Origin of the sequence: Candidatus Acetatifactor stercoripullorum (assembly GCF_944382095.1) — a bacterium.
Taxonomy (GTDB): Bacteria; Bacillota; Clostridia; order Lachnospirales; family Lachnospiraceae; genus Acetatifactor; species Acetatifactor stercoripullorum.
Genome location: NZ_CALWMU010000010.1, coordinates 13,224 through 38,923, shown reverse-complemented (window position 1 = coordinate 38,923; position 25,700 = coordinate 13,224). Strand labels below are relative to the sequence as shown.

At 49.1% G+C, this 25,700-nt stretch carries 31 protein-coding genes; 3 read left to right on the top strand and 28 right to left on the bottom strand.

Translation table 11 applies throughout. The features are described from left to right. Positions 1-69: 69 nt before the first annotated feature. From SHK35_RS04645 to SHK35_RS04555, 19 genes are all read right to left on the bottom strand, one after another. The gene (locus SHK35_RS04645; RefSeq protein ID WP_318708825.1) at positions 70-345 is read right to left on the bottom strand and encodes a hypothetical protein; all 276 of its coding nucleotides are present in this window, start codon (positions 343-345) and stop codon (positions 70-72) included. Next, positions 320-1,126 (bottom strand): ParA family protein, encoded by an 807-nt coding sequence (locus SHK35_RS04640; protein WP_318708824.1) that lies wholly within the window; start codon positions 1,124-1,126, stop codon positions 320-322. Before SHK35_RS04640 ends, SHK35_RS04645 begins: the two co-directional genes overlap by 26 nt. Further along, on the bottom strand, positions 1,089-1,880 hold the full coding sequence (locus SHK35_RS04635; RefSeq protein WP_318704687.1) for a DeoR/GlpR family DNA-binding transcription regulator: 792 nt from the start codon (positions 1,878-1,880) through the stop codon (positions 1,089-1,091). The genes SHK35_RS04640 and SHK35_RS04635 overlap by 38 nt, the downstream gene beginning before the upstream one ends. A 12-nt stretch (positions 1,881-1,892) precedes the next feature. Then, the gene (locus SHK35_RS04630) at positions 1,893-2,441 is read right to left on the bottom strand and encodes a BMC domain-containing protein (RefSeq protein ID WP_318704686.1); all 549 of its coding nucleotides are present in this window, start codon (positions 2,439-2,441) and stop codon (positions 1,893-1,895) included. A 33-nt stretch (positions 2,442-2,474) separates the two neighbouring features. Beyond that, on the bottom strand, positions 2,475-3,818 hold the full coding sequence (locus SHK35_RS04625; RefSeq protein WP_318708822.1) for a 4Fe-4S dicluster domain-containing protein: 1,344 nt from the start codon (positions 3,816-3,818) through the stop codon (positions 2,475-2,477). Between the two features lie 3 nt (positions 3,819-3,821). Further along, positions 3,822-4,067, bottom strand: coding sequence for a EutN/CcmL family microcompartment protein (locus SHK35_RS04620; RefSeq protein ID WP_318708821.1), 246 nt, complete (start codon positions 4,065-4,067; stop codon positions 3,822-3,824). 23 nt (positions 4,068-4,090) lie between these two features. Continuing rightward, positions 4,091-4,699 (bottom strand): phosphate propanoyltransferase, encoded by a 609-nt coding sequence (locus tag SHK35_RS04615; RefSeq protein WP_442867429.1) that lies wholly within the window; start codon positions 4,697-4,699, stop codon positions 4,091-4,093. A gap of 66 nt (positions 4,700-4,765) precedes the next feature. After that, positions 4,766-5,047, bottom strand: a complete 282-nt coding sequence (locus tag SHK35_RS04610) for a BMC domain-containing protein (protein ID WP_318704682.1) — start codon at positions 5,045-5,047, stop codon at positions 4,766-4,768. A gap of 83 nt (positions 5,048-5,130) precedes the next feature. After that, positions 5,131-5,466 (bottom strand): BMC domain-containing protein, encoded by a 336-nt coding sequence (locus SHK35_RS04605; protein WP_318708820.1) that lies wholly within the window; start codon positions 5,464-5,466, stop codon positions 5,131-5,133. Positions 5,467-5,489: 23 nt separating this feature from the next. Beyond that, positions 5,490-5,765 carry a BMC domain-containing protein gene (locus SHK35_RS04600; protein ID WP_318704680.1) on the bottom strand — a complete coding sequence of 92 codons (276 nt, stop codon included), beginning with the start codon at positions 5,763-5,765 and terminating at the stop codon, positions 5,490-5,492. A gap of 35 nt (positions 5,766-5,800) precedes the next feature. Continuing rightward, the gene (locus SHK35_RS04595; RefSeq protein WP_318704679.1) at positions 5,801-6,115 is read right to left on the bottom strand and encodes a BMC domain-containing protein; all 315 of its coding nucleotides are present in this window, start codon (positions 6,113-6,115) and stop codon (positions 5,801-5,803) included. A 15-nt stretch (positions 6,116-6,130) separates the two neighbouring features. Beyond that, positions 6,131-7,345 (bottom strand): zinc-dependent alcohol dehydrogenase, encoded by a 1,215-nt coding sequence (locus tag SHK35_RS04590; RefSeq protein WP_318708819.1) that lies wholly within the window; start codon positions 7,343-7,345, stop codon positions 6,131-6,133. Positions 7,346-7,367: 22 nt separating this feature from the next. Next, positions 7,368-8,756, bottom strand: coding sequence for an aldehyde dehydrogenase family protein (locus tag SHK35_RS04585; RefSeq protein WP_318704677.1), 1,389 nt, complete (start codon positions 8,754-8,756; stop codon positions 7,368-7,370). Next, on the bottom strand, positions 8,747-9,280 hold the full coding sequence (locus tag SHK35_RS04580; RefSeq protein ID WP_318708858.1) for a GlcG/HbpS family heme-binding protein: 534 nt from the start codon (positions 9,278-9,280) through the stop codon (positions 8,747-8,749). Before SHK35_RS04580 ends, SHK35_RS04585 begins: the two co-directional genes overlap by 10 nt. Before the next feature lie 3 nt (positions 9,281-9,283). Then, positions 9,284-10,093, bottom strand: a complete 810-nt coding sequence (locus tag SHK35_RS04575) for a class II aldolase/adducin family protein (RefSeq protein ID WP_318704676.1) — start codon at positions 10,091-10,093, stop codon at positions 9,284-9,286. Positions 10,094-10,224: 131 nt separating this feature from the next. After that, entirely contained in the window at positions 10,225-10,644 is a 420-nt protein-coding gene (locus SHK35_RS04570; protein WP_330638185.1) for a EutP/PduV family microcompartment system protein, read from the bottom strand. Positions 10,645-10,655: 11 nt separating this feature from the next. Then, positions 10,656-11,024 carry a BMC domain-containing protein gene (locus SHK35_RS04565; protein WP_318704675.1) on the bottom strand — a complete coding sequence of 123 codons (369 nt, stop codon included), beginning with the start codon at positions 11,022-11,024 and terminating at the stop codon, positions 10,656-10,658. 23 nt (positions 11,025-11,047) lie between these two features. Continuing rightward, positions 11,048-11,839 carry a glycyl-radical enzyme activating protein gene (locus SHK35_RS04560; protein WP_318708816.1) on the bottom strand — a complete coding sequence of 264 codons (792 nt, stop codon included), beginning with the start codon at positions 11,837-11,839 and terminating at the stop codon, positions 11,048-11,050. Between the two features lie 24 nt (positions 11,840-11,863). After that, positions 11,864-14,389 (bottom strand): glycyl radical protein, encoded by a 2,526-nt coding sequence (locus SHK35_RS04555; protein WP_318708814.1) that lies wholly within the window; start codon positions 14,387-14,389, stop codon positions 11,864-11,866. A 280-nt stretch (positions 14,390-14,669) separates the two neighbouring features. Between SHK35_RS04555 and SHK35_RS04550 the strand changes: the two genes are divergently transcribed. After that, entirely contained in the window at positions 14,670-15,416 is a 747-nt protein-coding gene (locus SHK35_RS04550) for a PHP domain-containing protein (protein ID WP_318708813.1), read from the top strand. Here the strand turns inward: SHK35_RS04550 and SHK35_RS04545 are convergent. The 7 genes from SHK35_RS04545 to SHK35_RS04515 all read right to left on the bottom strand — a co-directional run bounded on the left by SHK35_RS04545 (position 15,406) and on the right by SHK35_RS04515 (position 21,391). Continuing rightward, on the bottom strand, positions 15,406-16,665 hold the full coding sequence (locus tag SHK35_RS04545; RefSeq protein WP_318704671.1) for an L-rhamnose isomerase: 1,260 nt from the start codon (positions 16,663-16,665) through the stop codon (positions 15,406-15,408). The two genes, SHK35_RS04550 and SHK35_RS04545, sit on opposite strands and share 11 nt — an antisense overlap. 43 nt (positions 16,666-16,708) lie before the next feature. Continuing rightward, positions 16,709-18,118 (bottom strand): rhamnulokinase, encoded by a 1,410-nt coding sequence (gene rhaB / locus SHK35_RS04540; protein ID WP_318708812.1) that lies wholly within the window; start codon positions 18,116-18,118, stop codon positions 16,709-16,711. 260 nt (positions 18,119-18,378) lie between these two features. Then, positions 18,379-18,849 (bottom strand): hypothetical protein, encoded by a 471-nt coding sequence (locus SHK35_RS04535; RefSeq protein ID WP_318708811.1) that lies wholly within the window; start codon positions 18,847-18,849, stop codon positions 18,379-18,381. A gap of 4 nt (positions 18,850-18,853) precedes the next feature. Then, a complete protein-coding gene (locus tag SHK35_RS04530; protein WP_318708810.1) occupies positions 18,854-19,141 on the bottom strand; it encodes a hypothetical protein in 288 nt (95 codons plus the stop codon). A 5-nt stretch (positions 19,142-19,146) separates the two neighbouring features. Beyond that, positions 19,147-19,917 (bottom strand): ABC transporter permease, encoded by a 771-nt coding sequence (locus tag SHK35_RS04525; RefSeq protein WP_318708809.1) that lies wholly within the window; start codon positions 19,915-19,917, stop codon positions 19,147-19,149. Next, complete coding sequence (locus SHK35_RS04520) at positions 19,914-20,639, bottom strand: ABC transporter permease (RefSeq protein WP_318708806.1); 726 nt, start codon at positions 20,637-20,639, stop codon at positions 19,914-19,916. Before SHK35_RS04520 ends, SHK35_RS04525 begins: the two co-directional genes overlap by 4 nt. Beyond that, a complete protein-coding gene (locus SHK35_RS04515) occupies positions 20,636-21,391 on the bottom strand; it encodes an ABC transporter ATP-binding protein (protein ID WP_318708805.1) in 756 nt (251 codons plus the stop codon). The genes SHK35_RS04520 and SHK35_RS04515 overlap by 4 nt, the downstream gene beginning before the upstream one ends. A 149-nt stretch (positions 21,392-21,540) precedes the next feature. On the opposite strand from SHK35_RS04515, the gene SHK35_RS04510 reads away from it, so the two are divergent. Beyond that, positions 21,541-22,245 (top strand): response regulator transcription factor, encoded by a 705-nt coding sequence (locus tag SHK35_RS04510; protein WP_318708804.1) that lies wholly within the window; start codon positions 21,541-21,543, stop codon positions 22,243-22,245. Between the two features lie 134 nt (positions 22,246-22,379). After that, positions 22,380-23,771, top strand: a complete 1,392-nt coding sequence (locus SHK35_RS04505; protein WP_318708803.1) for a sensor histidine kinase — start codon at positions 22,380-22,382, stop codon at positions 23,769-23,771. An 11-nt stretch (positions 23,772-23,782) separates the two neighbouring features. Here the strand turns inward: SHK35_RS04505 and SHK35_RS04500 are convergent, their stop codons facing one another. Both SHK35_RS04500 and SHK35_RS04495 read right to left on the bottom strand, forming a co-directional pair. Further along, positions 23,783-24,766 carry an AraC family transcriptional regulator gene (locus SHK35_RS04500; RefSeq protein WP_318708802.1) on the bottom strand — a complete coding sequence of 328 codons (984 nt, stop codon included), beginning with the start codon at positions 24,764-24,766 and terminating at the stop codon, positions 23,783-23,785. 60 nt (positions 24,767-24,826) lie between these two features. Beyond that, positions 24,827-25,372, bottom strand: coding sequence for a GNAT family N-acetyltransferase (locus tag SHK35_RS04495; RefSeq protein ID WP_318708800.1), 546 nt, complete (start codon positions 25,370-25,372; stop codon positions 24,827-24,829). Positions 25,373-25,700: the final 328 nt, after the last annotated feature.

Here is a 25,700-nt window from a genome sequence, read left to right as displayed (position 1 = left end):
GCTTCTGTAAGCCTGTTCGGCCTTCTGGCTATTCGCTTTTTCTTTATACCTCTAAAAGATGGAAAAATCTCACAGAAGATATACCGGCAGCTCGTCTGTTATGCCGTAAATCTTCTGTTCCGCTCCCTTTCCTTCTCCGGCATTCTTCTTTCCCTCCGCGGCCCGGGCGGTTCTTGTCCCTTCCTTTTTCAGCGCTGTCTTCTTTGTCTGCACAGTTTTCTGCACTTCGGTCTCCTGCGCTGCCGCTTCTGCCTTCTTTGTCTGTACTGCCTCCTTGGCTGCAGTCTCCTGTGCGGCTCCCGCCGCCTTTGCCGCTCTCTTAATGCTGCCTGATCCTACGGGCATAATTATCTACCTCCTTCGCCAATTCCATATACTCCAATGCGCTCCTTGCGCTTTTTTTATAAGCATACACCGGCCTGCTGTTGTCCTGAGCCCACTCTATCTCACTGTCCACCCGGATCACCGTAGAAAATACGGAAACCTCCTCAAAGGCCTTCAGGGCCTCTAAGGTCTGCCTGCCATAATTTTTTCTGGCGTCCAGCTTTGTGATCACCACACCCAGCAATGCAAGCTTGGGCGCGATCTTTTTCACATCCTCCAAAAATTCAAACATGTTGGCTACGCCGAACAGTCCCCAGGGGCTGGCCTCCACAGGCAGGATGACACCGTCCGAGGCACAGAGAATGTTTATCACCCAGCCGCCTAAGGTGGGCGGCGCATCTATGAGAATATAGTCGTATTCACAGCTTTCCCTTATCCCGGCAAGACAATTCTTTAAAATCATCTCTCTCTGCCATTTTGTAAACAGCTCGTATTCTATGCCGCTCATCAGAGTGCTGGAAGGAATCAGGTCCAGATTTTCATAGGGGGTGGTTATCCTGTAATCGGAAAGGTCCTCCTGCTTTTTCACCCCATAATATAAATTTTTTTCTCCCGATGCAAGCTTTAGTACCTCCTCCTCGGAAAAAAAGGACAAGGAGAGGTTCATCTGCATATCGCCGTCTATCAGCAATACCTTTTTTCCCAGTAGAGAAAGAGAATATCCCACGTTGGCGCAGGTGGTAGTCTTTCCGCTGCCTCCCTTATTATTGGCAAATGCCAGAATCCTGGTCTTCTTCCCCATAAATGCACGCAATTCCTTTCTCTGCAAAATAGGCCATCCACTCTGCAGACGGCTTTTTGTCCGTCACCACCATATCAATGCTTGTCAGCTCACAAATATGAGAGAACGCTACATTATTGAATTTTGTATGGTCCACCGCCAGAATCCGCTGCTTTGCAGATTTCAGCATCGCCTGCTTTACCTGGGAAAACATTTCATTGGCGTCCGTGATTCCCTTTTCCAGGTCAAGCCCCTTACAGGAGAGAATCACCTTATCTGCGTTAAAGCAGGAAATGCCCTCCACCGCTCTTGGGCCCACCAATGCAAGATAATTTTCCCGAAGCGTTCCTCCGGTTGAAATCACATCCCAGCCGCTCACATCGGAGAGTTCCACAAGCACCTCGATGGAATTGGTGATTACCGTAAGACGTTTTCTGTTCTTCAAAGCCTTCACAATGGCCACTGCCGTAGTGCTGGGGTCCAAAATAATATGCTCGCCGTCCGCCACCAGCTCCTCCACCAGCCTCGCAATCAGCTGCTTGCCCCGCATGTTTCGTTTCTTACGAATATTAAAGGGCATATCAATCCCGCTGTTTTCATTCAATATGGCGCCGCCGTAGCTCTTTGTGGCCAGCCCTTCCTTATCCAGCTTATCCAAATCCCGCCTGATAGTCTCCTCCGATACGCCAAACAATGCGCTCAGTTCACTGACGACCACCTTTTTCTCTTCCTGGAGCTTTTCCAAAATCAGATTTCTTCTCTCAACCGCAAGCATCCCAAAGCCCTCCTACAAAATCGATTTGCATATCTGGGGATCCGGATGGGCGATCACAGAGGAATCCAGATACATTCCACTCTGAGCCACAGACGCTCTCGCCTTTTCAATGGCCGCCGTCACCGCAGAAACCTCTCCGCACAAAAACAAATAAGACTTTCCGCACATTCCCTTTGCAATGCGCAGTTCAATCAGCTCCACCTGTGCGGTTTTGGCCGCTGCATCTGCCGCCACAATAATGGCCGCCGCATCGTAGGTCTCCAGGATGCCCAGAGAGCTGATCTCTTCAATCTGCGTCGTCCCATAGATGGCAGGAAAAATGCCGTCGTGGGGGTTGCCCAGCACGAAGCTGTCTATCAGCTGCTCCTGATACTGCGTTTTTGCAGCTGCCACTGCAGCCTCCACAGCGCTTAAATTGCCCGTGATAATAGCAATGTATTTGCCGGGGCACACCGTCTGCGCCTCCACCAGCTCCACGGCGGCCGCCTTCACCATGGTATCCGCAGCCGTTACGCCTGTGGAAACTGTCTTAAATTCAACCATCCCAATGGCTCTGCTCATAGAATACCTCTCCCTTTCTGTTTCATTCTCTTTTTATCCGGCCGCTATCACCACAAAGTCCTTCTCCACTCTTTGGACCACCCCGTCAATGGAGGCGTGGATTGCCACGCTCAGGCCCTTCCCCGGCTTTGCGATCACATCTTTTTTGTGCACCACATCTCCCACGCTCACCACAGGCACTGCCGGAGCGCCAATGTGCTGGCTCAACAAAATTCTTACCTTTTTCACCGGGGAATGTTCCTCTGCATAGGCATCCTCCACAAGAGGTGCCTCCCCATCATACTGGGAAAGCCCCAGTCTGGCCGCAAGCCGCGCCTCCGGCACCTTCCGGTATTCTCTGCTTTCCGCCACCGGCGCAGGCTTTACCCCCTCCGGCGCTTTTACACCCGCCTTGCGAAGCCCCGCCTTATATTCCGCAATGAGAGTTCTGGGGGACAGGGACTGGGGACAGGAATACATTTCACAAAGCCCGCAGGAGCTGCAAAACATAGTGTCCAGGAACACATTTAATTCCTGAAAATCCTGATTGGCAGCGCTTCTCATAAACTTATGAGGTTCAATGGGATGTCCCAGGGCGTGTCTTGGGCATAAATCCGTACAGGTCTGGCACTGACAGCAGGCAGATGCCGCCCGCTTTAAATCAATGGCCGTATTATGCTGCTTTTTCTGTATCAAAGTATGGGTCTGATCCAGCACAATAATGGCATTTGTGGTTTTGGTCACCACATCCTCCGAAAGACAGAGATTTCCCATCATGGGGCCTCCTGCCAAAAAGGCCGGATTCTTCACCAATATCTTTCCTGCGTACGCAACAGTTTTTGCAATGGTGGTTCCCAAAGGCACCCGCACCGTCACAGGGTGCTCCACCTCTCCCACAACCGTCACCAGCTTATCCGCCACAGGAGCATTTTCCGCAAGGGCACGGTACACATTGTAAACCGTTTCCACATTAAACACAGCCACTCCCTCCTCAATGGGAAGTCCTCCCGGCCGGATCACTCGTCCGGTGGCCTCGTAGATCAAAACCACTTCATCCCCCATGGGGTATGCTCCGGCAAGCAGCTGTATCCGCATATTGGGATAAGCGTCTATATATCTATATAAAGCTTCCAAAGTCGCCTTGTATTCTTCCTTAATGCCGATGACTGCCTCTTTTGCACCCACCGTCTCCGCAATCTGCGCAAATGCCCAGAGAATTTCCTCCGCCTTCTGCTCCAAAAGCTGTCTGTGCAGCTTTAAAAGAGGCTCACATTCCGCGCAATTCATAATAATAATCTCCGCCCGTTCATCCAGCTTTGCATAGGTGGGAAAGCCGGCGCCTCCGGCGCCGACTATCCCGTTTTCCTGCAAAACCTGTTTTAATTCCTGAATTTCCATAATTTATTCCTCGTCCACAATTCCTACCACAGCCGCATCCACAGGCGCTTGTTCCATGCCTACTCTGGCCGCGCTTCCCGTGGCCACCAGAACCATTTCTCCAATGCCCGCTCCGATATTGTCGATTGCCACAAACCTTCCGGGAGCCGCCATGTTTTCTATTGGCTCGATCACCATAAACTTATTTCCAATCAGGTTTTCACTCTTCCGGGTGGAAACGATACTTCCTACTACTCTTCCGATGATCATAGTCTGTCTCTCCTGTCCCAGGGTCACAAAATCGTAACCAGATCGCCTGTCTTTATTTTGCAGGCATTGGCTTCATCCGTATCGATGTGCATTTCCAGGGTAAAGCTTTCATCCACCCGGATCTTCACATGATTAAATACGGTGCCTCTTTCGTTTTCCGCCTTTACGGAAACCATATCGCCGTCCTTATGGCCGCAGGCCGCCGCGTCTGCCGGCGACATGTGAATGTGGCGCATAGCGATGATACAGCCCTCTTTTAAGTAGATAACGCCCTTAGGCCCTACCACTGCAATGGGAGCGCTTCCTGCTATGTCTCCGGATTCCCGGACCGGAACCGCAACCCCCAGCTTTATGGCGTCCGTTGCGGATATCTCCAGCTGGGAGGCCTTGCGCACCGGCCCTAAAACCCTGACGTTTTCAATGGCCCGAAGCTTTAACCCCACCACGGTCACTGTCTCGTTTGCCGCAAACTGGCCGCCCATGAGCTCCTTCCTTTTGGTAAGCTCATAGCCTTCCCCAAACAGCGCCTCCACATGCTCCTTGGTCAGGTGGATATGCCTGGCGGAAACACCCACGGGCACCTGAAACCCGTTCTTTTTTTCTTCCATTCGGTTCAGTGTCTGAATCACCATTTTGGTAATCATTTCAACCGTCTGCTGTTCCACCGTCTCACCTCATTTTCTTTCTGCTCTTTTTCCTTACGCCTTTACCTTGGGCAGAATCATCTCAACATCAGTATGAGGGCGGGGAATTACATGGGTAGCCACCAGTTCTCCCAGTCTGCTTGCGCTGGCAGAGCCCGCCTCGACAGATGACTTCACAGCTCCTACATCGCCGCGCACCATTACGGTCACCAGACCGGAACCAATCTTCTCCGTTCCCACTAAGGTTACGTTTGCCGCCTTGCACATTGCGTCTGCAGCCTCAATCGCTGCCACCAGACCTCTTGTTTCAACCATTCCCAATGCTTCCTGTGCCATTTTAAAATCCTCCTGTTTTTTGAATTCTTTTATACTGTTTTATGATTTTGAGGAAGCCCCGTCGTTTTTGTGACTTAAGGCTCCTATACTTCCTGTATGGTCTGCTCATCCAGCCGGGGGGACTGCTGCCCCTTCCTGAACCTGCCTGCGCTTAATTCCACCAGCCTCAGAATTTCCCTGTGTGGATTTGCAATCACCCCGGACGCAGCCGGTTTTTTGATGGCGTTTTTAGACGCCGTTTCCACCGCTTCTGTCACTGCTGCCACATCACCCCGGACAATTACGGTGACGAGACGGCCTCCCAGCTTTCTCTCCCAAGTCGCCAGTTCCACGCCGGATGTTTTACACATAATATCCAGTGCATCTATTGCGGCCGCCACTCCTGATATTTCAATAAAGCCTAACGATGTCCCTTTCATGAACCAGCTCCTTTAGCATCCTTTTAAATATGGGGAAGAATCTTTTCCACGTCCGAATGAGGTCTGGGAATCACATGAGCAGCTACCAGCTCTCCCAGTCTGCTTGCCGCCGCAGAGCCGCTCTCCACGGAAGCCTTCACAGCTCCCACATCGCCGCGCACCATTACGGTTACCAGACCGGAGCCGATCTTTTCCGTTCCCACCAAGGTAACCTCCGCAGACTTTGTCATCGCATCCGCAGCCTCGATGGCAGCTGTCAGTCCTCTTGTTTCAACCATTCCTAATGCTTCCTGTGCCATAATGTTCTCCTTTCCTATTGGCAAAACTTGATCTTCTAATTTTTATCAAATGCGTTCAGCTTCAGCATCTTTTCCGTGTCAGAGGTGGGTCTTGGGATGATATGCTTCTGCACCACTCCCGTAAGGGAACGGGCCATCCTCTCCCCCGCCTCCATGGCGGCTTCCACGTCCGCCACCGTTCCTCTGAATTTGATCGTCACCAGTAAAGGCACCGGCAGCGAATCTGCATTTGCAGGTTTGTTTTTATCAAAGGTTTCCAGTCTCACGTCTGCGGCCTTACATCCGGCATCCGCCGCCATAAATGCGCAGGTCAGCCCGTACACCTCCAAAATTCCTACCGCCTCTTCCATAATGCCGTCTCCAAATTATTGATTGATAATCGCGATCTTGAGTCCCGTCATGGCCAGATTGGTCCGATGGGCTTCATTAATCTGTTCCAGAGGGAAGGTATCCGTGATCAGCTCATCCATGGGCAGGCCGATCTTCTTTGCACTCTTTAAAAATTCAAAGGTGGTAGCGTAGTCCCTCAGAGTATATACCCAAGAACCCACCATGGTAAGCTCCTTGGAGCAGATATCAAAGTGGGGATTGATGGTCGCGTCCCCGCCGTTGATGAAAAAGCCAAGCTCACAAAGTCCGCCGCCGTTTCGCACAAACTTATAAATATTGGAATGTCCTGCCGGAGAGCCTGTGCACTGGAAAGCGAAATCAGCCAAGTGTCCGCCCAATTTGCTCTTTACGCCCTCCGCCAAAGCTTCAATTCCCTTGTAATCCTTGAAATTCAAGGTTTCGGCAGCTCCCAGTCTTCTTGCAAAATCCAGACGCTTCTGCTCTCCATCCACCGCAAGAATGTCATTGATTCCCATGGTTCTTAAAATGGCAATGCAGATCAGGCCGATAGGCCCGCAGCCCTGTACTGCAACTCTGCTGTTGAAGCGCAGGATTCCCGTGCTCTTTGCTCTCTCCACCGCGTGAATCAGCACTGCACAGGGCTCTATCAGGATTCTGGAATACAAATCCAGATCGCTTACGTTAAACACCGTGGAACCGCCCCGGATCAATATGTAATCGGAAAACCATCCGTTGAAATGCACCTCATCGTCTGGAAGCAGTCCGTATACGTCGGCGCCGCCCACATTCTGCTTGTTTAAATCAAACATGGTGATTTCAGGGTCATCCTTAAAGATCATGCAGGTAACCACCTTATCCCCAAGCTTTAAGTCCTTTCCGGCGCTGTCCTTCTTTACGTTTTTCCCCATCTTTACGATCTCGCCTGTGCCTTCATGACCCAGCACCACCGGAATCAGCCCGAAGGGGTCTTTCTTGAATTCGTGGGCATCCGTTCCGCAGATGCCGCAGCCCTCTACCTTTACCAGAATATCATCATCTCCCACCTCAGGTAAAGGGAATTCCTTGATTTCGTAATGCTCTAAATCTGTAAGCATTGCCACCCGGGCCGTCTTGGGGATTTCCGGGGTTTTCCCGGCACTGCCAGAGGGCGCCGCCGCGGCGCCATTCCCCGCCATATTGGCCAGCACCTGCTTTACAATCTCTTCTATGTTTGCCTTGTTTGCGTCCATAGCTGTCTGACACTCCTTTCTGTTATCGTATGCAAAGGCTGTCGGCCATAACGCACCTTCTGCTCTTGGTGAAGGTTTTTGTGCTGGTAAGCCCCTCGCCGGTACGGCTTGCAATGGTAAAGGTACAGTAGCCCTCTCCGCCAAAGCCCAGCGCCGCATAGGAGGGCGCGTTCTTCACCAAAATCGCCGTATCTATTTCCCTTGCATATTTTGTGATATTATCAATGTTCTTGGAATGAATATGAGCGGAATGCCGGTTGCCATGCTCCAGCCACACCGCCTTCTCAATGGCGTCGTCAATGTCCTTTGCCCGGACCATGCCTAAAATCGGCATCATCAGCTCCTCTGCAATCAAGGGATGCTCCTTCTCTCCTTCAAATACAATGCAGCGGATATTGTCCGGCACAGTTACGCCGATCATGCCAAGCAGGGTTTTTGCGTCCCGTCCCACGCACTTGCGGTTCAGTCCCTTTGGCGTAAGCACGGTTTTTACCAATCTGTCCTGCTCCTCTTTGGAGATGAGGTAGCATCCCTGCTCCTGTATCATATAATTCATCAGCTCATCGGCAATAGCATCCACCGCAACGATTTCCTTTTCCGCAATACAGGGCAGGTTGTTGTCAAAGGTGCATCCGTTTACAATATCCTGGGCCGCCTTGCGCACATCCGCCGTCTCGTCCACCACTGCGGGAGGATTTCCCGCTCCGGCGCCGATGCCCCGCTTTCCCGAAGAAAGCACCGCCGTTACCACTCCGGGACCGCCGGTTGCGGCAATCAGGGGAATATCCTTGTGCTTCATCATAATATTGCTGGTCTCAAGAGTGGGCTTCTCCACAGTGCAGGCCACGTTATCAGGGCCGCCCGCCTCTACGGAGGCCTCATTGATGAGATTTAACGCAAAGATAGAGGTTTTGATAGCCTGGGGATGAGGGTTAAACACCACCGTATTCCCCGCAGCGATCATACCGATGGAGTTACATAAAACGGTCTCGCTGGGATTGGTACAGGGTGTGATAGCTCCAATCACCCCAAAGGGCCCCATCTCGATCAAGGTAAGCCCTCTGTCTCCGGACCAGGCTGTGGTCTGCAGATCCTCCGTCCCCGGCGTTTTATCCGCCACAAGATGATGCTTCAAAATTTTATGTCCCACGTTGCCCATTCCCGTCTCATTGACGGCCATTCTGGCCAGCGTCTCCGCATTCTCATGGGTTTTCCTGCGGATATTACTGATTATTTTTTCTCTCTGGTCAAGAGACATTCTGCGGATTATGGCCTGTGCCTTCTTTGCAGCCTCTATGGCTTCGTTCATATCGGAAAACACCCCCCGGCTCTTTGCCGCCGGTTCCGATATCTTTAACTGCGCCACCACCTCCTGCACAATATCCTGTACCAGATTTTCATTTACAAGCACGCAATTACCTCCTCAAAAACGGTCTTGCCGTAGGCTGCCAGCTCCGTGTCCTGTCTTGCAGTCCCGCCGCTGACGCCCAAAGCGCCGATTATCTCCCCATTTTGCTCCAAAAGCTCTCCGCCGCCAAAGATAACAATTCTTCCCTGATTGGTAAACTGAATGCCATAGAGGGATTCCCCGGGGGTACTCAGCCTGCCCAGCTTCTCCGTGGACATTTGGAACGCTATGGAGGTATAGGTTTTATTTAAGGCCACATCAAAGCTCCCTATGTAAGCGCCATCCATACATTGCACTGCAACCGGATGCCCCGCCGCGTCGCTCACCGCCGTCACCACGCGCATATTCCACTGGACCGCCCGCTTCTGAACCTTTTCAATAAGCTTAAGCGCCAGCTCTAATGTCATCCTTGTGCAATGCGCCGTTTCCTCCCGGGCCGCTTTCTTCTGTGCCGGTGTTTCTTTTCCGTCTGCACTTCTCTGCCTTATGACCTCTCTGACAATTTGTTCCACTTGCCTGTCATCCATCATTTATTTTCCCAGCTGCTCTAATACCTTCTTTGTGATCTCCGCTACAAGCTCAGGAGAAGCAGCTTTGCCCGCCCCGCTTTCACCGGCGCAGCCGCCTGCACAGGTATGGCAGCTTGGTTTGCCCTCCTTTAAATTCTGACAAAGATTTGCGGGATGGCGGCCCTTCATGCCGAACTGCCTTCTGATCTCATACAAATCCTCCACTTGCTGGGGTGTAAACTCCTTGGGGCCTCCCAGCATTCTGGACTGATACAAAAGCTGTGCATAAAACTCCACGGATTCCATCTTCATATAAGCATTCAAAAGAGAATCCGAATAGGTAAGGGCGCCGTGATTCTCCAAAAGCACCGCATCAAAATACTGTACATACTCTGATACCGCATCCGGTATCTCCATTGTGGAGGGCCTTCCGTATTTCGCGATGGGAACGCATCCCAAAGCGATCACCGCCTCGGGCATAATGGGCTGTGTCAGAGGAATGCCTGCAATGGCAAAGCTGGTAGCGTACACAGGATGGGCATGTACCACCGCATTTACATCAGGTCTTTCCTGATACACCCTCATGTGCATTTTGATCTCGGAGGAGGGCTTGAAGCTGCCGTTTGCCTGGATCACATTGCCGTCTGCATCCACCTTGCAGATATACTCCGGGGTCATAAAGCCCTTGGATACCCCTGTGGGCGTGCACAAAAATTCATTGTCACTTAACTTTACTGAAATATTACCGTCGTTTGCGGCAACCATGTTCCTGTTATAAATCCTCTTTCCAATGTCGCAAATCTGTTTTTTGATTTCATACTCGTTTTGCATTTCAAATCCTCCTGAGCGTTTTTGTTGTTTCTTGCTTCATTATAGTGCCAAATACCACATAAGTCAACATAATTATTGGCGTTTTTGTTGTTTATTTTTGTTTTTTTGGCAAAGCTGCCATGAAATCCCCCTCACGTTTCTCCCAGATACCCCAGCAGCTCTTCCACCCCTTCTCCTGTGACGGAATCCACAAAAAATATTTTTTTACAGCCCGCATTTCTAAGCCAGCTCTCCGCCCGCCTCACATTGGCATTTTTGTCGTGTATCTTGGTGACGATGCCGATCACCTGTCTGTTTACCATGCAGGTGATATTGGGCGGGAACAGCGTATAGGGTTCCGTGGCCGCCGCCAAAAGCCCCACCACATCCGCCTCGTAGGCGTAAAGAGCCAGAGCGTAGCCCAGATGGTGGGTCTGTGCATATTCGCCGGGCGTATCGATGATAACATCCTCGTAATGTATGTACTGGGTTTTATAATATTGTATCTTTTCCCTGGAAAGCGCCTGTTTCAAGGTTGTCTTGCCGCTCTCGCTGCGGCCTATCAGTATCATCCTCTTCACTGTCAGGTCCTCGTTATCCCGCAGACGGTATATTTCAGCTCATCCCTCACATAGGAAAGGATGGCCGCCTCGGAGGCTTCCACCTCGGACACTGTGCCGGAGATGATCAGGGAGCCGCTGAAACGGTCCACAAAGCCCAGATCAATGGCAGCCGCCTTCATGGCCACATCCGCCATAATAATGGCCGTCTCTGCAGGAGAGACCGTAAGTATGCCGATAGCGGCTCTGGCATAGTCCACGCTTGGGTCAAGCCCAAGCTTTTCATAGAGTACAGGGTCCGGATTGGCAATGATATGCGCCAGCGTGATCTGCTTTCCCGGCACCAGTTCCTGCACAATGCGCTGTTTTTTCGATTCATCCAAAAAATCCAAATCGCATCACCCTTCCTTTCATCTTAACCGCCAATGTGGCACCGAAGCCCTGTGGACGTCTCCACCATTTGTTTCAACGTTTCCATATGCTCCGGCGCCGGCGGCAGAATCTCCGCCAGCTCATAGGTACGTCCCAATCCCTCATATTTGTCCTGCCCCAGTCTGTGATAAGGCAGAAGATAAATATCCTCCACGCCGGGAAGCCCATCCGCAAACAGCGCAATGTCCCGGATTTCCTCGGGCGTATCATTGAATGTAGGGATCACGGGCACTCTGATGCTGAGCCTGGTCTGCCCGGAAGCTGCGATCTTTTTCGCATTTTCCAGCATCAGCTCATTGCCCCTTCCGGTAAAGGCCTCATGCTTTTTTGCATTGGTGTGCTTGATATCAAGCAGATAATGGTCCAGATAGGGAAGGAGCTTTTCTATGGTTTCATAGGGAGCGCAGCCCATGCTTTCCATAGCGGTGTTTATGCCCGTCTCACAGGCTGCGCGCAGCAGGCCGCAGGCAAATTCCGGCTGGCAGAGGCTTTCGCCCCCGGAGAGGGTGAGCCCTCCGCCGGAACGCCTGTAGTAAATCCGGTCCTTTTCCACAACCTCCATGACCTCCCGCACGGTGACGTCCTGTCCTATTATCTTTTTCTTCCCGGCCACCATCATTTCCTGGATTTTGTATTCCTGAGATTCCGGATTACAGCACCACTTACAGCGCAGCACACAGCCCTTCAAAAAGCAGATGGTCCGAATGCCCTCTCCATCATGGATGGAGTACCGTTGGATATCAAAAATTCTTCCTTTCGTCTCCCAAAAAGACATGTTGCATCCTCCCAAAATCCTGTATTAAAGGCCCTGCTCGGTCCGGCGGATAATATCATCCTGTAAGGATTTCGAGAGGGTGGTGAACAATGCGCTGTAGCCCGCTACGCGCACCACCAGATGGGCATATTTTTCCGGATGAGCCTGGGCGTCTAAAAGCGTCTCCCTGTCCACCACGTTAAACTGCATATGGCTTCCCTTCTGGTCGAAATAGGTCTGAATCAGGGCCACAAAATTTTCCAGCCCTCTTTCGCCGCTTAAGGCCGTGGGATGGAATTTCTGATTGAACAAGGTGCCGTTGGAGGCGATTCCATGATCCAGCCTGGATACGGAATTTGCTGCCGCCGTAGGCCCGTGGACATCCTTTCCTGCCGAGGGAGAAACGCCGTCCGCCACCGGAGTATGGGCCAGGCGTCCGTCCGGAGTCGCCCCAGTCTGGGCGCCTAAGGGCACATTGGCCGACACCGGATAAAGTCCCGCCTGAAATTGTCCCCCTCTGGGATTTCTGTATTTTAAAAGCGGCCTGGTGTAGGTGTATGCCACATCTCTGGCAAACATATCCACCTCTTCGTTGTCGTTTCCGTATTTAGGAACCTGGCTGATCATTTCCAAAAGCTCTTCGTAACGCTTTTTTTCCTGATCGGGCAGCTTTGTTTCCATGACCTGAACCACCATTTCCGCAATCTGCTCCTGGCTCACCGTCATTCCCGCCTTCTGCATTTCCTTTACAATTTCCGTGACAATCTCTGCGGCGCCAATCTGATCAAAGCCCTGTCCGTAATTCATGGCAAGCGCTCTCTTATATTCCGCAAGGGTCACCTTCTTTTCATCAAAGACAAGCTTCTTTACAGCATACAGCGAATCCGCCATGTTGGCGATGCCAAAGCCCTGGGGGCCTGTAAAGTTATAAACTGCGCCGCCCTCCTGCACGCTCTTTCCCCGGGCGATACAGTCGTCCACCATGCTGGACAAAAAGGGCAGCGGACACCTTGTGGCATGGGCCGTATCGATGGCGTTGTCCGCATTTACCAAAAGCGAGATCTGATATTCCATCTGCTTTTTGTAAGCGTCATAAAAATCCTCGAAGGTAGTCATATCCTCTACCCGCCCGGTCTGTATGCTTATCCTTTCTCCCTTGTCATATCCGTTGGAAAAAACCAGCTCCAGGGGCCGGCACATATTGAAAAACGCCGCATCATGCCAGCCGTCCGTCTTTCCCGCCTTCTGGGGCTCCACACAGCCGATGATATTGTATTCCCTGGCATCCTCTAAGGTAAGTCCTCTGCTCATCAGGGAGGGAATGATCACCTCGTCATTGTAGTAGGCCGGAAGCCCGATGCCCGTCCTGGTCAAATCCGCAGCCTTTAACAAAAGCGCATGGGGCGATTTATTCCACACACGGATGGAGAGAGAGGGCTGGGGCAGGAACACATGCTTGGAGGCCGTAATGCACATGAAAGACAGATCATTGGTCACGTCCACTCCGTCCTTGTCCTGGCCTCCCACAATCAGATTCTGGAACAGGCTGTAGCCTGCAAAGCCCTCTGCGCTGGCCGCATCCCGGCACTTGTTCAGGTCATTGAGCTTCACCCAGATACAGTCAATCAGCTCCTGGGCCTGCTGCCTGGTGATTTTCCCGCTGTCCAAGTCCCGCTTGTAATAGGGATACATATATTGGTCGAAGCGTCCGGGAGAAATGGAATGTCCGCTGGATTCTATCTGCAGAAGCTGCTGCACAAACCAAAAGCTCTGGCATGCCTCATAAAAGCTTTCCGCCCCCTTTGCCGGCACCCTTTTACAGTTTGCCGCAATCTGCCAAAGCTCCTCTTTTCTTTTGCTGTCAGAGCACTCTGCCGCCATCTTTTCCGCCAGGGCCCCATACCTTTGGGCATACTCTATGGCGGCCTTACAGCTGATCACCACCGCCTTTAGAAAAGGAGCCCTGGTGCAGTAGTCCGCATCTGCAGGACTGCATTTTGCAAGGGCATCCTCCGCCTGGGCGATGATACCCTCATAGCCTATAGCAAGCACCTTCTCATACTGGACGGTCACATGTCCCACGCCATTGTAAAAATAATTCCCCGGGGTAAAAATATTATGAGCGATGGCCTTTCGGGTCTCCGGAGCCATCAGGTTTTCCGCAAGCTCGCTGGTTGTCTTATTCTCCCAGTAGGCGTCCGCTTCCTTAAGCTCCCGCTTGGTCTGCTCAGATATGTAAAAAGGATCCGCACTTCTGTGTTCTACGGTGTCAAACTCTTCCTCCAGCCATTTGTAGGAATACTCCGGATACGTCTGACACCCTCTGGGGGCTATGGTGGTGCTTCCCACGATCAGCTCTTCCTCTCTGATAATGATAGGCAGATGCCGCAGGATGTGCTCAAATGCCTTGGCCCGGCGCAAAATAATGGGCAGACCTTCCGTGCTTTTATAGGATTCCGTGACCAGCCTGGCCCTGGCAGACTCTATCTCCGGCATTTTGGCAAATAAATGCTTTACCAGCCTGGGAATCCTCTCTGTCTTTGGAATTTCCTCAGTATAATACTTTTCCATCCGTTCTCCTTTCCCCATGCCGGACTTTTCCGGCCTTGTGTTTTTTATAAGCGCTTCTATGACTTGCCTGGATTCTTCCTTTTATCCGGTCTGTACACGATAGCTTTATTATATTCCCGGTGCTTTGGAATGTCAATAAATGTTACATATTTATTGTATGTTTTATGTTGTTTTTATTTGTTTTATTTGTTTTTCTTCCAAAAATATGTGTTTTTTCTTGACTTTCCAAAGTTTTGGGAACATACTGAAAAAGAGAACAAGGACAAGGAATGAGAACCCTATGAATGATTTTTTTAAGATAGATCTCCACACCCACACCTGCGCAAGCGGACACGGCACAAAGGACACCATCACTGATCTGGCCAGGGAAGCATCGGCCAGAGGAATCACCATTCTGGGCATCAGCGATCACGGCCCGGCCACTATGGGCTCGGCTAAGCCCTCCTACTTTCGGGGACTGTCCGTGCTTAACAGACAGGACGCCCTGGCCGGAAGCTCAAAAAGGCATCCTTTTGGAGTGCGCCTGCTTTTGGGTGTGGAGGCAAATATTTTAGACAAGGAAGGACATCTGGATCTTTCCGATGAGATTCTGGCCTCCCTGGATTATGTGATTGTAAGCATGCACCTGCCCATATATACGCCCGGCTCCGTCAAAGAAAACACACTTGCCTATCAAAGGGCCATGGAGCATCCAAAGGTCCGTATCATCGGCCACTGTGACGATCCCCGGTTTCCTGTGGATTACGATGCTTTAGTAAGCGCTTCCCTCCAAAGAGGCGTCCTGCCCGAGCTGAATAACGTATCACTGCTGTCTGGCAGTTATCGCGGAGACTGTCGTCCGGGCGCTATTTGCCTGCTGGATGCCTGCCGCAGACTGAATTATCCCATCCTTCTTTCCAGCGACAGCCATGGAAAGGAGCAGATCGGCTGCATGGCACAGGCCTTTGCCCTGACAAAGGAAAGAGCCTTTCCTGCATCTCTGATCGGGAATCTGCATCCGGAAAGGCTCCCATTTTCTATTTTCTGAGCGAAAGAACCTTGGCCTCATACTCTTTGATCTCTTCAAGCCAGCCCGTATCCCCCGCTACGCCGCACTGCCTGCAGTATTCCTCCCAGACAGCCCCGAAGGGATAGGTCTTTATCTCCTCCTGCATCACCATAAGCTCCGTGAAACGGCTTTCATCCTGCAGCTTTTTCAGCATTTCATTGGGTGTGCACAAAGCGTTCAAAAGAGCCTTCTGCCAGCTTCTGAAGCCCACAGTCCAGGCGCTGATGCGGTTGATGCTTGCGTCAAAGTAATCCAGAGCCATATAAACTCTGTCAAGCCCGCCGCATCTTACAATCTCCTTTGCCATCTCTCTCGTCTCGTCATCATAGAGCACTACATGATCGCTGTCCCAGCGGATAGGCCTTGTAATGTGAAGGGCAATCTCCGGGAAAAAGCAAAGCAGCGCAGGAATCTTATCGGACACCACTTCTGTAGGGTGATAATGCCCGTTGTCCATCAGAGGAAGCACACCATCATGGGTTGCCGCAAAGCTTAAGGTAAACTCTGCGCTGCCTGCAGTGTAAGCCTCCACGCCGATGCCGAACACCTTGGACTCCACACAGGGCTTTACTAAATTCTTGTCATAGGGCTCGGACAAAATCTGCTCAATGGAATCCTTGTACCTCATTCTGGGCCCCATTCTGTCCGCAGGAATATCTTTAAATCCGTCGCCGATCCAGATATTCATTACACAGGGAACCCCTGTCTCCTTTGCAAAATACTCAGAAATACGGATGCAGGCCTTTCCGTGATTGATCCAAAACTGTCTGATCTCCTCATCAGGGCTTGTGAGCGTCAGGCCATCCTTGATCTTATCATGGGAAAAGAAGGTGGGATTAAAATCGATTCCCATGTTTCTTTCCTTTGCAAATTCCACCCATTTTGCAAAATGCTTAGGCTCCAGCTTATCCCTGTCCGCAAACTCGCCCTCCTCAAAAACAGCGTAGCTTGCATGGAGATTCAGCTTCTTTTTGCCGGGCATCAGGCTGATGGCTTTATCCATGTCCTGCATCAGTTCCTTAGGAGTCCTTGCTTTTCCGGGATAATCTCCCGTGGTTTGAATTCCTCCGGTAAGGGGGCCGTCATGGTCAAACCCAATCACATCGTCTCCCTGCCAGCAGTGAAGGGAAACCGGGATTTCCTTCAATTTGGCAATGGCAGCGTCAGTATCCACCCCCAGCGCTCCATACATTTGTTTTGCAGACTCATATCTTTCCTGCTGTGTCATTTTACTGCTTCCTCCTTTATTTTAATTTGCTTGGTTTCCTTTTTCATTCTTCCGGCAGATATTCCACAATGGGAAAGGACTGAAAAACACAGGCTCTTGCACCCTGTAAGTCCTTAAGCTCTCCCGCCGCTATCATCTGGGCCGCAAGATTTCCTGCGGCAGTGGCCTCCGTAGGCCCGGCGTACACAGGAACCCCTGCCGCCGCAGCGGTAAGGCGGTTTAAATAATCCGCATTGGCCCCTCCGCCCACAATATGTATCCTGTCGTAGGTTTTCCCGGTGATTTCCTCCAGCTCCCGCATAGTGGCCGCGTAGCACCTGGCGAGACTGTTGTAAATAACCGCCGCCGTCTGAGCGATTCCCTCCGGCACCTGCTGCCCTGTCTCCTGGCAGGCTTTGCACACCTCTTTGGTCATATTCTCAGGCGCAAGAAAACGATCATCGTTGCAGTCTACGATAGAGGAAATGCTGCACTCGGAGGCCATCTGGCAGATTTCCCCAAAGCCCAGGCCTTCTCCGATCTCCTTTTTTACCGACTGTATCATCCACAGCCCCATAATATTTTTCAGGTAACGGAAACGATAATCGTATCCCCCTTCATTTGTAAGGTTATGCTCTCTGCTTGCTTCGGAGCAGTCCGCCTCCTTAAGCTCTGTTCCCATCAGGGACCATGTGCCCGAGCTGATATAAAGGGCGGCCTCCTCTCCCTTGGCAGGCACCGCCATCACAGCCGAGCCTGTGTCGTGAGTTGCCGGAATGACCACCTTACAGTCATAACCGATTTCAGCAGCCACATCCTCCTTCAGGTTGCCAAGGACGGTACCCGGCAGGGACAGCTTCTGGAAGATTTCTACAGGATAGCCCAGCTTTTCAATCAGCTCCAAATCCCAGTCCCTGGTCTTTGGACTTACCAGCTGCCCCGTTGTGGCATTGGTGTATTCCGACGCCTTTTTTCCTGTCAGAAGAAAGTGGAAATAATCCGGAATCATCAAAAGCGTCCTGGCTTTAGAAAGCTGCTCCGGCTTTTTTTTCTTTAATGCCATCAGCTGATAAATGGTGTTAAAGGACTGCTTTTGGATTCCCGTTCTGGCATACAGCTCTTTCTCCGGAATGATCTTATATACCTCTTCATCCATTCCCTTGGTTCTGCCATCCCGGTAAGCAGCTGCATTTCCAATGCGCTGATCCTTTTCGTCAAGCAGCACGAAGTCCACCCCCCAGGTGTCAATGCCCGCGCTGACAGGTATTTTCCCGATTTCCTTACATTTTTTCATTCCTGTCTTGATTTCCTCAAAAAGCCTGTCTACATCCCACACAAGCTCTCCGTCCTCTTCCACCATTCCGTTGGGAAAACGGTGCACCTCCTCTAACACCATCCTTCCCTCCTTCAAATGTCCGAGAATATGGCGGCCGCTGGAAGCGCCGATATCGATGGCAAGATAATACTGCTCCATGAAACACCCTCTCCTTTTCGTTTTGCGCAAAATCTGGTTTCCTTAGTATTCTACGTTATATGATAGCTTATAAAAAGGACAAAAAAAAGGACACCATTTGTTTAAAAAAGTGTCCTGATTTGCCAAGGGCTGATGAAGGGCTTTACTATGCCTGTTTTAATTCCTCTGTTTCGTTCTATAAGAAAAATTGATATCTAAACCAGAGAGCGATCATATCGGCTCGGAAGCAGATTCTAACTTAGCTCAACGAACATTCTCCCTCATTCCACAGTCACCTGCAATGAGCCGCAAAAATTATCTCCCTCTAAAGAAAGATAGTTATCCCCTTCATCAAGCGTAACGGAATATGTGCCTGTATCGCTTGTATCTGCGATAATTTTTTCTTCGTTTTTATCACGCCAATAAAATTTAACTGTACCGGAATCAACTGTCAGCTCGTAAATTACGGTAAGATCATTTCCGTTTTCCCGTTCCAGCCCTGTACCTCCGAATATATATTCAGTACCGTTAAAGTCATCATATTCAGCATGATAGGAGCCTGTATAGGTATCCTCACCTTTGGTCTTATCGCCCTGTAAATCTTTTTCGTCTGTAAGAGCATACTTGCTGAAATACTGGAGCATATCGTTAAAGCCGTTTATCACATTGTCTTTTACATTATCGCCGCTGCACCCCGTGATGGCAAAGATCAAACACAAGGAGAGCAGTGAAACAGTCAGAATTCTTTTCATATCATCACCCGCCAATCCTTGTTATCATATTCATAGCAATGATCGCAATCGCGCCGACCGCATAAATGCTGTTAATCACAACACATACCTGCATAAGTTTGGATTTCACCCTGCCTTTGGTATACGCCAGAATAGAAAAGATACCTGAAAAAATCATAAAGGCGGCGTAACTGTAAATCATAATCTCCGCCACCGGCGACTTCAATGCCCAGTCAAAGCTGCGCAAGGGTAAGATCGTCCACGGAACAAACAGCATAATGACAGAAACAGCAATTAAAATTTTGTTTTTCATTGTAGTTATCTCCTTTCAGATGCGCCGAATCGAATACAGGATACGGCAAGTGCTAAAATTGTGATCCCGGCTGCAGCAGGCAGCCACGGTAGCCATGCAATTTGTGTTTCATAAACGCCCCAGGCAACTCTCCCATACGCTACCATTAACAAATAGAACGGATAGCTCATCGGGTATGCAAACCAAATTTTTGTGTTTATCATAAGCACAGAAGGTACAATAGAAGCCAAACCGATACCAACCGAAAAAATGGGAGACTGAATTAAAGTGGAAATCGCAAGGTACACAGCAGCCATGGGGATTGCCGCGGCATATATGCTGCATACAGTTTTGCAGACATATAACGGCTCAAGGATAAAGTGATAGTCCTGGGTATTGGTAACAATTGCCGCACTGATATAATACGCGCCAATGGACATTATCATCTGTACTGCCGCCAGTATCAGCAAAACAGTAAATTTCGCGAGGCACAATTTGGCCGTGCCAACCGGCAGGGACAGCATTTTCAAAATCCCTTTGTTCGAGCGCTCCGTTTGATTGAGCAGCACGGTACAGATTACCAGCGACGCCGGGATCATAAACCATGCCATACCCATAAAACCCTGAATGAAAAAGTTGTTTTCGGGAGTGATCGGGATACCCCTCAAATCAAAATTCATATCTGCATTGATAATGCTCGGAATCCACATCATAATTATAGGAATAAACAATATCAAAAAGATTTTAGAGCGGCGGATTTTTTTGAATTCCACTCCCACTAAGGATAAAAAGCTCATTCATAGCACCTCCTTACTTTCAGATAAATAACCTCCGCAATGCCGAACAAGGCAGTTTCGATTCCGCAAGCAATTACATACAAAGCGGTACGGCTGTTTTCTACTGCCGTAGAGAGCACTTGATAGGGCGAAGCAAAGGGGAACAGGCCAAGCACGGCATTGTCCTGAGGGAAAATGGAAAAGGTAAATACGAGAATCACCCCGATACCGAGGGATACCCACATATTCTTACAGGCAGACGCAATGACCAGCATAAGCATTACGGTCGGCAGCGTAACGACAATTTGGAAACCTGCGGTTTTCAATATTTCGGTCAGGTCAAATACATAGCTTGGAAACCAGTACTCAGCGCAGCCGGCTAAAACCGCCATTTCGGTGACCACCATAACGGATAAAACCAAAGCGGCAATCACAAATTTACTGAAAAACAAGTTTCCCTGACGAATCGGAAGCACTGACATTTTCTGCGTCCCATTATCAGCGTATTCTGTGTGATACATCGTACAAGCGCCGCAAATGGAAATGAGAATATTCAGCATAGCCATCATTTGCCAATTTGCAGACATCAATACAGCAATCGGTTTTCCCGAGGCCAAAGTAAGCTCCTGCGCTTTTACCATCATATAGACAACCGGAAAGGCTGCCGCAAGAAAGCCTCCTGCTAAAAACGCAGGAAGATAACCTGTGCGTTTTAACTTTTGGGATTCGATTAAGAGGCTCATGCCGCACCTCCTCTCCGCTGATTATCCTCATCAATCATAGCAAGGAAAGTATCTTCCAAGTTATCAGTGGGAAATCCGGCAGCACGAGCGCTCCTTTTCAGGTCATCCATTGTTCCCTCAAATAAAAGACTGCCGTGATTCAAAATGCCAATATCGTCCGCCATCAACTCTACCTCGGAGAGCAAGTGGGAAGAAACCAATACCGTGCAGTCATATTTCTGCGGCAGAGAGCGGATCAGGGTGCGGATTTCGTGGATGCCCACCGGATCAAGTCCATTGGTGGGCTCGTCGAGAATCAGAATCGGCGGTCTGCCAATCAATGCCCCCGCCAAGCCTAAACGCTGTTTCATTCCAAGTGAATATTTCTTTGCAAGTCTTTTCCTAAATTCTGTTAAGCCTACAAGCTCCAAAGCGTCATCCACGCAGCTTTTCGGCAGTCCGAGAATTTTCCGTATGATTTGAAGGTTTTCTTCTCCGGTCAGATTTCCATAAAATGCAGGTGCTTCAATAAAGGAACCCACTTCCTTCAAAATGGAAACACGGTCTGACGTATATGTTTTTTTGTCGATATGAAAGCTCCCGTCTGTGGGTTTCGTAAGGCCGAGAAACATTTTCATTGTGGTGGATTTTCCCGCCCCGTTGGGGCCGAGAAATCCATAAACGCTTCCTTTTCTAATATGGAGATTCAGATGAGATACCGCTGTGAAATCTCCATAGGTTTTCGTTAGATTTTGAGTTTCGATTATATTCATATTGTGACATCTCCTTTCCTTTGTTGGCTTTAGTATAAGACCGCAGCCTTGCGTCAACCTTCTCTCTACCTTACATTTACCTTACATTTGGAAGCTGTCGCCGAACTTTCTTCATTATGTGCTATAATATAAAAAAGGAGAATTGCATTATGGACTATGATTATTTGAAATATAAAAAAATCCTCATCGTAGACGACGAGGCTGACTTGCTGGAAATGGTGACATCTATTTTAGAGCAGGACGGCTTCAAAGCAATAAAAACCGCCGGGACAGTGTCCGAAGCTTTACATATGTGTAAGGAATGGAAGCCGGATCTTGGCATTCTGGATGTCATGCTGCCGGATGGGAACGGTTTTTCTTTATTTGAGCAAATGAAAACTTTTACTGAAGTTCCCGTCCTCTTTTTAACTGCCCGGGGAGAAGATGAGGACAAACTGAAAGGCTTAGGACTTGGCGCTGATGATTATATGGTAAAGCCATTCCTGCCGAAAGAATTATCCTTACGCATAGGAATCATTTTACGGCATTATTACAAAGGGGAAAGTCCCATTGTTCAGCTTTCTGGAAGTCAAATTGATTTTGACCGTGCCGAAGTCATAAGAGATCAGGAGCATTTTCCGCTGACCGCAAAAGAGCACGATATTTTGTTGGCGCTTTATCGTAATGCAGGAAGAATTGTAACCATAGATCAGTTATGTGAAGCTGCGTGGGGAGATAACCCATACGGATATGAGAATTCTCTCATGGCACATATCCGCAGAATCCGGGAAAAAATTGAAGCGAATCCGTCAAAGCCTGTATCCCTCATTACTGTGAAAGGACTGGGCTATAAGTTGGTATTAGCGGGGAAATAGATTGAAAAATCACTCTGATGAGCTGATTTTTCAATCCCAAATTTGTGCCGGAGCGTCACAAATTTGTCTGATGGCAGATGAGAAACCGCATGCGCGGATTTCTCATCGCCCCGTCGCGTGGAATGGAGATTAATATGAAAGATATTACGAAACTTATCCGGCGGTTTGTGGGAATATTGCTGTTAAGCATGATATTGGTTATCGTCCTTAACATTATCATCCTTGCAGTGATTTCAGCCAATCAAATATCGAATATCAGGCCGTATACTACTGCAAGAGAGACTGCGGAAGCTTTGCAGAAAACGGAGAAGGGATACGTCTTATCCAGCGATATGGCGGATCGGTTAAGCCAGGAAAATGCCTGGGCAATCTATATTGATAATGACACCTTAGAGGTAAAATGGCATACGGAAAATCTGCCGGATACTGTTCCTCTGCAATATACGATCTCCGATATTGCAGGCTTGACACGGGGATATATTGACGGATACCCTACCTATGCGGGAGAAGCTGAAAACGGATTAGTTGTTGTCGGTTATCCGAAAGACCGATTCTGGAAGCATATGGCTCCCAGCTGGGATTATAATTTCATCAAAAACGCTCCCTATACTGTTCTTATTGTGTTAGGTGTGAATGTTTTTTTGATTTTTCTGATCTATATGATTGCCAATTCCAAGCTACTGAAATCCGTCAAGCCGATTACAAACGGCATACAGGCGCTGCCTTCTGGCGAGCCTGTTTATGTCAAGGAGAAAGGACTTCTATCCGGCCTTGCCGCTAAAATCAATCAAACATCTGATATTCTCCAAAGGCAGAAGCGAAACCTGCAAAGGAAAGAGACAGCAAGGGCAAACTGGATTTCCGGTGTATCACACGACATTCGCACACCTCTTTCTATGGTAATGGGATATGCCGGACAGATTGAGGACAACGAAAGCCTGCCGGAAAGCGAAAGAAAAAAAGCACAGATTATCCGTCAGCAAAGTATAAAAATGAAGAATCTCATCAATGACTTAAACCTTGCGTCCAAGTTAGAATATAATATGCAGCCAATCGATCCAAAGCCTGTCAATCTCGTAGCGGTTGCAAGACAGAGCGTTGTTGATTTTATCAATTTGGGTATGGAAGAAAAATATCCCATAGAGTGGAACACGGACGAAGCACTGTCGGCCTGCGTCATAAAGGGAGATAAGGAATTGCTGCGGCGGGCAATCGGAAATCTGATTACAAATGCTCAAGCTCACAATCCTGATGGCTGCACGATTTCGGTATGCGCCCGAAAAAGCGGTACGGAATACAAAATTATCATTGAAGATAACGGCATAGGCGTAACGGATGAAAAGTTAGAAAAGCTCAGGACTACGCCCCACTATATGATGAGTGACAGTGGAACTGCCGAACCACGGCACGGTTTAGGGCTTTTGATTGTAGGACAGATTGTTTCCGCCCACAAAGGAACAGTATCTTTTGACCACGGAAAACAAGGGGGATTTGCTGTTACCATGGCATTTCCAATCATGTCTTAAATTCCATCCTCTCAGCGCTCCTTCTGCCTGGGAAGAGACGCAGAAAGCCTGTAGGCTCTGGGCGTACAGCCATATTTTTTTTGAAATATCCTGTGAAAATAGCTGATATTGTCATATCCCACTGCCAGCGCCACCTCCATAACCGACATAGAGGTCGTCCCCAGCAGATATGCCGCCTGGCCAAGCCGCTTGGCCTGCAAAAGCTCCGTATAGGTTTTCCCGGTACGTTTTTTGATTTCCTTTGACAGCCAGTACACATCATAGTGGAGACTTTCTGCCAGCTCTGAAAGCTCCCCGTCCCGATAATGGGATTCAATGTAGCTTAACACCGTGATAATCAGCTTCTGCCGTCCGCTGCCCTCATCCGTCTCCAGCTTATCCATGCAGTTCATCAGCTGCAGGAACAAAAGCCCCATGGTGGCCTGGTTGATGCTGCGCTTATTGGGCTGCCTGTGCATAATGGTCCAGATCAGATTTTCCACAAGATTCTGAACCGGGAGAATATCCGCCACCTTAAAATGAAGATAACCATTGGTCCCATTTTCCCCCCGCAGACAGTCTATGATAAAGTCCCGCAGCAGATTTTCCTCGGTCTCCATCATTTTCAGTCCATAATCAAAAAATTCAGGCAGGATTATAAAATTTACCGCTATGTCGTTCTCCCCCGCCGGATAAATTTCCTGGGTCACTCTCTGGTTGAGAAACAAAAGCTCTCCCTGTCTCAAAACTACTTCCTCTCCGTTTACAATATGCCTTGTGCTGCCGGAGCACATATAAATCACTTCTATATAATTGTGTGTATGCTTCGGAAAATGGACAAAGCGGGTGTGGGTCCGCACCTGTATCATCTTTCCCGCCTCGAGAAGCTTTTTGGCATCAATCACATCCGTTTCCGACGACATATACAGACTTTTTTCAATTTCCTGTGTCCCCGAAAGAATCTTCTGTTCTTCCGGAGTGATTTTTTTCAGCTCCCGCAATAATTCTTCCGTCATGTTCAACTCCATTTCTGCACTGACCCTGGCGTTATACTGCTTCCATGAAGATTTTTCTTCCTAAAATTGCAAAACCATCAAAATATCATCCGAATAGGTTCCATCATCGTATCTGTTGGCATTCGGAATTCGTCCGCATTCCGTAAATCCCAGTCTTTGATATAAATGACAAGCTCTCTTATTGTCGCTTACTACTGTCAATTCAGCTTGTGAAAACCCAATATTCTTGATTTCCCGCAAAAGTACAGTAAGCATAATCCGCCCCAAACCGAAACCTGTATATTTTTGATAAAGCGCTATTCCGATTCCAGCCCGGTGACCTGTTCTTCTGCTTCCAGCTTTACCTTGAAACGAACAGTTTCCCGCATATTCCCCATCTACAAATGCCAATATCAGCATCGCATCTTTCGCCTCATTATGCGACCTGATAAACTGTTCCTCTTGTGATTGCGTATATTGTATTTCGTCCGGCTCACACAATAGAAATCTTGTCTCACCTGCTACGGTTTTCAAATGATCAATCAGCATCTGTGCTTCATCCAGTCTTGCGCTGCGAAGTATGATTTCTTTGTCATTTGAGGTATGTCTTTGCTCTGCTAATAACATATCAGCGTCCTCCTTTCATCCGGTTTCCCCTCTCCTTTTATTTAGCAGAATGCTGCACGAAATGTCAAGATAAGGATTTCCCCAGTTGTTTGCAAATTTTATAAACTTTTTATTGACGTACTGCGCATTTTCCGATAGAATAAAGATCGTATCTATCATATGGGAAAGGAGAAACATACATACGCCATGGACGACGGAGACAGTAACACCGGAGATAATCATCCTGTTTGCTATATATTGAGCTTAATAGGACATAGCCTGTGCTTGCGTGAATGATACGGTATGCAGCAGGTTGTGTCTTTTTGTGTTTTATAGCATTCTTAAGGAG

Coding starts and splice junctions, on each gene's coding strand:
- SHK35_RS04580 (WP_318708858.1), bottom strand. CDS start 9,280: ATGGATGACAGGCAAGTGGAACAAATTGTCAGAGAGGTCATAAGGCAG.
- SHK35_RS04570 (WP_330638185.1), bottom strand. CDS start 10,644: ATGATACTGATAGGCCGCAGCGAGAGCGGCAAGACAACCTTGAAACAG.
- SHK35_RS04535 (WP_318708811.1), bottom strand. CDS start 18,849: ATGAAAAGAATTCTGACTGTTTCACTGCTCTCCTTGTGTTTGATCTTT.
- SHK35_RS04590 (WP_318708819.1), bottom strand. CDS start 7,345: ATGGACGCAAACAAGGCAAACATAGAAGAGATTGTAAAGCAGGTGCTG.
- SHK35_RS04545 (WP_318704671.1), bottom strand. CDS start 16,665: ATGACACAGCAGGAAAGATATGAGTCTGCAAAACAAATGTATGGAGCG.
- SHK35_RS04605 (WP_318708820.1), bottom strand. CDS start 5,466: ATGAAAGGGACATCGTTAGGCTTTATTGAAATATCAGGAGTGGCGGCC.
- SHK35_RS04505 (WP_318708803.1), top strand. CDS start 22,380: ATGAAAGATATTACGAAACTTATCCGGCGGTTTGTGGGAATATTGCTG.
- SHK35_RS04600 (WP_318704680.1), bottom strand. CDS start 5,765: ATGGCACAGGAAGCATTAGGAATGGTTGAAACAAGAGGACTGACAGCT.
- SHK35_RS04550 (WP_318708813.1), top strand. CDS start 14,670: ATGAATGATTTTTTTAAGATAGATCTCCACACCCACACCTGCGCAAGC.
- SHK35_RS04640 (WP_318708824.1), bottom strand. CDS start 1,126: ATGGGGAAGAAGACCAGGATTCTGGCATTTGCCAATAATAAGGGAGGC.
- SHK35_RS04595 (WP_318704679.1), bottom strand. CDS start 6,115: ATGGAAGAGGCGGTAGGAATTTTGGAGGTGTACGGGCTGACCTGCGCA.
- SHK35_RS04520 (WP_318708806.1), bottom strand. CDS start 20,639: ATGAGCCTCTTAATCGAATCCCAAAAGTTAAAACGCACAGGTTATCTT.
- rhaB (WP_318708812.1), bottom strand. CDS start 18,118: ATGGAGCAGTATTATCTTGCCATCGATATCGGCGCTTCCAGCGGCCGC.
- SHK35_RS04620 (WP_318708821.1), bottom strand. CDS start 4,067: ATGATCATCGGAAGAGTAGTAGGAAGTATCGTTTCCACCCGGAAGAGT.
- SHK35_RS04625 (WP_318708822.1), bottom strand. CDS start 3,818: ATGGAAATTCAGGAATTAAAACAGGTTTTGCAGGAAAACGGGATAGTC.
- SHK35_RS04525 (WP_318708809.1), bottom strand. CDS start 19,917: ATGAGCTTTTTATCCTTAGTGGGAGTGGAATTCAAAAAAATCCGCCGC.
- SHK35_RS04510 (WP_318708804.1), top strand. CDS start 21,541: ATGGACTATGATTATTTGAAATATAAAAAAATCCTCATCGTAGACGAC.
- SHK35_RS04635 (WP_318704687.1), bottom strand. CDS start 1,880: ATGCTTGCGGTTGAGAGAAGAAATCTGATTTTGGAAAAGCTCCAGGAA.
- SHK35_RS04530 (WP_318708810.1), bottom strand. CDS start 19,141: ATGAAAAACAAAATTTTAATTGCTGTTTCTGTCATTATGCTGTTTGTT.
- SHK35_RS04615 (WP_442867429.1), bottom strand. CDS start 4,699: ATGGTGATTCAGACACTGAACCGAATGGAAGAAAAAAAGAACGGGTTT.
- SHK35_RS04575 (WP_318704676.1), bottom strand. CDS start 10,093: ATGCAAAACGAGTATGAAATCAAAAAACAGATTTGCGACATTGGAAAG.
- SHK35_RS04555 (WP_318708814.1), bottom strand. CDS start 14,389: ATGGAAAAGTATTATACTGAGGAAATTCCAAAGACAGAGAGGATTCCC.
- SHK35_RS04515 (WP_318708805.1), bottom strand. CDS start 21,391: ATGAATATAATCGAAACTCAAAATCTAACGAAAACCTATGGAGATTTC.
- SHK35_RS04645 (WP_318708825.1), bottom strand. CDS start 345: ATGCCCGTAGGATCAGGCAGCATTAAGAGAGCGGCAAAGGCGGCGGGA.
- SHK35_RS04610 (WP_318704682.1), bottom strand. CDS start 5,047: ATGGCACAGGAAGCATTGGGAATGGTTGAAACAAGAGGTCTGGTGGCA.
- SHK35_RS04495 (WP_318708800.1), bottom strand. CDS start 25,372: ATGTTATTAGCAGAGCAAAGACATACCTCAAATGACAAAGAAATCATA.
- SHK35_RS04560 (WP_318708816.1), bottom strand. CDS start 11,839: ATGTCTTTTTGGGAGACGAAAGGAAGAATTTTTGATATCCAACGGTAC.
- SHK35_RS04500 (WP_318708802.1), bottom strand. CDS start 24,766: ATGACGGAAGAATTATTGCGGGAGCTGAAAAAAATCACTCCGGAAGAA.
- SHK35_RS04630 (WP_318704686.1), bottom strand. CDS start 2,441: ATGAGCAGAGCCATTGGGATGGTTGAATTTAAGACAGTTTCCACAGGC.